This is a genomic window from Chitinophaga sp. (assembly GCF_035538455.1).
Classification (GTDB): Bacteria; Bacteroidota; Bacteroidia; order Chitinophagales; family Chitinophagaceae; genus Chitinophaga.
In genome coordinates this window covers 1-4,373 of the sequence record NZ_DATLKJ010000243.1, presented here as the reverse complement: position 1 = coordinate 4,373, position 4,373 = coordinate 1, and the positions used below count along the sequence as shown (strand labels likewise).

Sequence of the window (4,373 nt, the reverse complement as noted above, 5' to 3'; positions counted from 1 at the left end):
ACGCTGTTTAAACAAAACTTAATCTTCGCTGCATTTATAAATTCCCCAATCTCAAAATCCCAAAATCCCAAAATTTTATTTTTTCTTCCCTTTAAACATCTCCAGCATACGGTCTGTTACCACGAAACCGCCTACCACGTTGAGCGTTCCGAGGGTTACAGCCAGAAACCCCAGGATAAGGGCAGTGTAGTTGTCCTGCTCAGCTTTTCCCATCACAATGATAGCTCCTATGATCACCACGCCGTGTATGGCATTGGCACCGCTCATGAGCGGTGTATGCAGTACGGAAGGAACACGGGAGATCACTTCGACGCCGAGGAATATGGAGAGGATCACGATGTAGATCAGCTCTATATGTTGCAGCAAAAAAGATTGAATTTGTTCCATGTCGGTAGATATATTAATCGTCGTAAAAATCTGGTAATGCTGCGGTAGCTCAGCTTTTGGCCAGCTCCCTGATACCGGCTCCGATCCGCTTGTTCACTATCTCTCCGTTATGGGTGATACAGGCGCCGCTTACAATATCATCTGCAAAATCGAGGTGCAGGCTCCCTTCTTTTGTCAATATAAGTTTAAGAAAGTTAAAAACGTTCTTCGCATAAAGCTTACTGGCGTCTCCCGGCATGGTGGCGGGGAGATTAGAATTGCCGATGATGGTAACGCCGCGGTAACGCACCGTTTCATTGTTCTTCGTAGCGGCGGTATTACCTCCGGTGGAAGCGGCTAGGTCAACAATTACAGATCCGTCGCGCATCTGATCCAGCATAGGTTGTGTTACCAGCACAGGTGCCGGCTTTCCGGGAATCTGCGCGGTGGTGATCACGATATCCGCTTTGGCAATGCTTTCGGATATACGTTGCTGTTGTTTGGCTTTATAATCTTCACTTTGCTCAACAGCATATCCTCCGGCAGCGGAAGCATCGGCAGCACCTTCTACTTCCACGAATCTGGCGCCAAGGCTCATGACTTCCTCTTTTACAGCCTGTCTGGTGTCAAACACTTCTACAACAGCGCCGAGCCTGCGGGCGGTGGCAATGGCCTGCAGGCCTGCTACACCGGCTCCGAGTATCAGGACCTTTGCAGGGGCAATACTGCCCGCGGCGGTCATGAACATAGGAAAATAACGGGAATAAGTATACGCAGCCAGCAGCACCGCTTTATACCCGGCTATATTGGCCTGGGAGCTAAGCACGTCCATTACCTGCGCACGTGTGGTACGCGGAATGCTGTCGAGGCTGAAAGTGGTAATATTTCTGGAAGCCCAATAAGATACCTCTTCCGGGCGGTAGAGCGGCTGTAATATACCGATAAAGATTTTGCCGGCAGGTATCTGGTCTACCTCCGCGCGGGATGGCGGATGCATGGTGAAGATAATGTCTGCCTGAGAAAGAATCTCAGAAGAGGTTTTGATCAATGCGCCTGCCTGCATATAGGCGTCATCGTTATAAAAAGCGTCGGCGCCGGCCCCCTGCTCCACCCACACGGTTACCGACATCTGCTGCAGTTGCTTTACTGTTTCTGGCACCAGGGATACCCTGGTTTCGCCGTTTCTTTCTTTCAGAATTCCTGCAATCATCTGGTGGAAATTTATATCGGAATTTAAAGAAAAAACGGCAACAATAAGTACATTTCCCTTATTAATTTTTCTTCAGGGAAGCTGCAAATTCCCCCGCATGCTTGATAATGGCAGGTATGGCCACTCCCAGCAGATAGTTACCATGAATATGCAGGCCGGGATATTTTTCATTGAATGCCGCAACCGATCTTCTCAGGGCCGCATGCCCAATATTGAGTTGTGGTATAGCTTTCTCAACATAGCTGAAGTGCTGCATCACCGGAGCCGCAGACAACTGTAACAGGGACTGTATTTCCCTGATCACCTGCTGTTGTAACGCTTCCTGTCCCATCTCATCAAAATAATGTTCCTGCCTTGCACCGCCCACAAAAACAGTAAGCAACATCTTTCCTTCAGGAGCTTTCCCCCGGAAGATGGCAGAGTTGCAAATGGCGCCCAGGAAATGCATCCGTTCTGCATTGGGCACCAGGAAGCCAAATCCTTCCAGTGGCTGCTGCAATGCGCCTGCATCAAAGCCCAGGTGAAGCACACCCATCCTGGGATAGGTGATGCGTTGCAGTAAGCCTGCGATATTGCCGTCCAATAGATTTATCATCTGTGCTGTCTGATAGGCAGGTGTGGTAATCACCACACGATCAGCCTGTAATACAGCAGAAACACCATTTTCCATGTACTCCACCTGGTAGCCGCCGGAAGCAGATGTAATATTCTTCACCACACAACCATAGTGCACCTTGCTTTCCAGTAAAGATTCCAGCCTGTTTGTCAGCTGCTGCGTACCGCCCTTCAGACTAATGATCTTTCTACCGGCCATGGCTGTACGATCTTTCATCAGCCCCTTGGTGACGCTGCCGAATTCCTTTTCCCAGCGCGGCAATGCGGGCATTACCTCTGCAATGCTCATCAGATCGGGGTTACCGGCATAAATACCAGACAGCACCGGGTCAAACACATATTCTGCAATCTCTTTATTAAATCTTCTTGTTACAAAATCCGTCACGGTCTCTTCTTCCTTTACAGGCACAGATTTACGGAAACGCTCCGTGAAGAGTTTCCATTTGCTGCCGCCACTCAGATAGGCAGAACCGAGTATCTTTACCGGATTGGGAGATACCGCATGCAGCTGGTTGTTCCTTACCAGGAAACGCTTTTTGCTGGCTGCCGCAGCGTGTAGAATTTCATTATCAAGTCCCAGTGAACTCAGATAGGCCTGCGTTTCCGGGGAAGCCGCAATGGTGTTGGCGCCGGCATCCAACTCAAAACCATTGATATGCATCGACGCAAGTGCGCCACCACTATGAGTTGCAGACTCCAGGAGCACATAAGGGATCTGTTGTTGTTGTAATGCATAGGCTGTACTGAGGCCGGTTATTCCGGCTCCGATGATCACTACGGGTTGTTGGGACATAAGAATAGATTTGTAAGATTATTGTTGCATCACCTGCATGCAATACTTCACTACCGCCTTTACCCACAGCGGGTGTACATTAAGACATGGTATCATCGTATAGCTATCGCCGCCACTATTGAGGAAGGTATGTTTACCTTCAACAGCAATCTCCTCCAGCGTTTCCAGGCAATCAGAAACAAATGCCGGACAGGCGATCAGTAATTTTTTCTTCCCCTCTTTGGGCAGACTTTCCAGTGTGTTGGCCGTATAAGGCTTCATCCATTCCTCCCTGCCGAGCCTCGACTGAAAACTGATACCCCACTTATCTTTCGGCAGTCCCAGCGCCGCGGCCACCAGTTCCGAAGTAATGGTAACCTGGTGTCTGTAACAGAAATCATGCGTTTTTGACTTCACATGACAACAGTCATTCACTTTCATACAATGACTACCGGTAACATCTCCTTTACGGATGTGTCGCTCAGGCAGGCCATGGTAGCTGAACAGGAAATAATCGAAGTCTTGTTGCAGATAAGGACGTATGCTTTCAGCCAGTGCCTGGATATAATCCGGCTCATCATAAAACGGCGGAATAACAGATAGTTTGAAAGAGTACTTCTTCTTTTTATAGATCTCCTTCGCATATTCCGCAGCGGTTTCGTAAGACGACATTGCATAATGCGGATACAGCGGCAGCAAAATGACCTCCTTCAGCTTCGGATTTTGTTTGAGTAGATTATTGAAGGCAACTTCCGGATGCGGGTTGCCGTAACGCATCGCTATTTCAACAGGCATCTCCATGTCGTGCTGAATGGCCCGCTGCAACTGCCTGGTGATGGCTATTAGTGGAGATCCTTCATCCCACCAGATGGATGCATAAGCCTCCGCTGATTTCTCTGCCCTTTTGGGCACAATGATCCCTTCTATCAGTATTTTACGAAATAGCCACGGATAATCAATCACACGCTTATCCATCAGAAATTCATTCAGGTAACGCTTCACATCAGGAACCGAAGTGGTATCCGGCGAACCCAGGTTCATCAATATTATTCCTACGTCAGATTTAGAGACCATGTGCTATAGTAAGTTGCCGCATGCGTATGTAAACTTTCATGCGTTAAAAAGTTTCCTGTTACTTAAAAGTATGCTATACTTTAATTAAGTCGTTGCAAAAATAATTAACTAATCAAAACAAAGTACTTTTTACCAATGCCCGTAATCCCTTGCTGCTGTGGCTAATGTCATGTGTTTGTAATGATTCAGCGGTGGGATTTCATATATTCGTGTTATTCTTCCGGCTTACAGAAGACGCTGGCAAAACCTGACAAAAATCATTTTTTTGGTGTGCTGGTTACCAGTAGGAGAAATGACACACTAATGACAGCCTAAAGCCTTTTGTTTGTAGCGTAT

The 4,373-nt window shown here is 47.7% G+C and carries 4 protein-coding genes; all 4 read right to left on the bottom strand.

All coding sequences use genetic code 11. From position 1 onward, the window contains the following. Positions 1–75: 75 nt before the first annotated feature. The gene (locus tag VM802_RS28330; protein ID WP_325537138.1) at positions 76–387 is read right to left on the bottom strand and encodes an NAD(P) transhydrogenase subunit alpha part 2; all 312 of its coding nucleotides are present in this window, start codon (positions 385–387) and stop codon (positions 76–78) included. A gap of 49 nt (positions 388–436) precedes the next feature. Beyond that, on the bottom strand, positions 437–1,576 hold the full coding sequence (locus tag VM802_RS28325) for a Re/Si-specific NAD(P)(+) transhydrogenase subunit alpha (RefSeq protein WP_325537136.1): 1,140 nt from the start codon (positions 1,574–1,576) through the stop codon (positions 437–439). 61 nt (positions 1,577–1,637) lie between these two features. Continuing rightward, positions 1,638–2,984, bottom strand: coding sequence for a protoporphyrinogen oxidase (hemG, locus tag VM802_RS28320; protein WP_325537134.1), 1,347 nt, complete (start codon positions 2,982–2,984; stop codon positions 1,638–1,640). Between the two features lie 18 nt (positions 2,985–3,002). Further along, entirely contained in the window at positions 3,003–4,037 is a 1,035-nt protein-coding gene (hemH, locus tag VM802_RS28315; RefSeq protein ID WP_325537132.1) for a ferrochelatase, read from the bottom strand. Between the last annotated feature and the right edge of the window lie 336 nt (positions 4,038–4,373).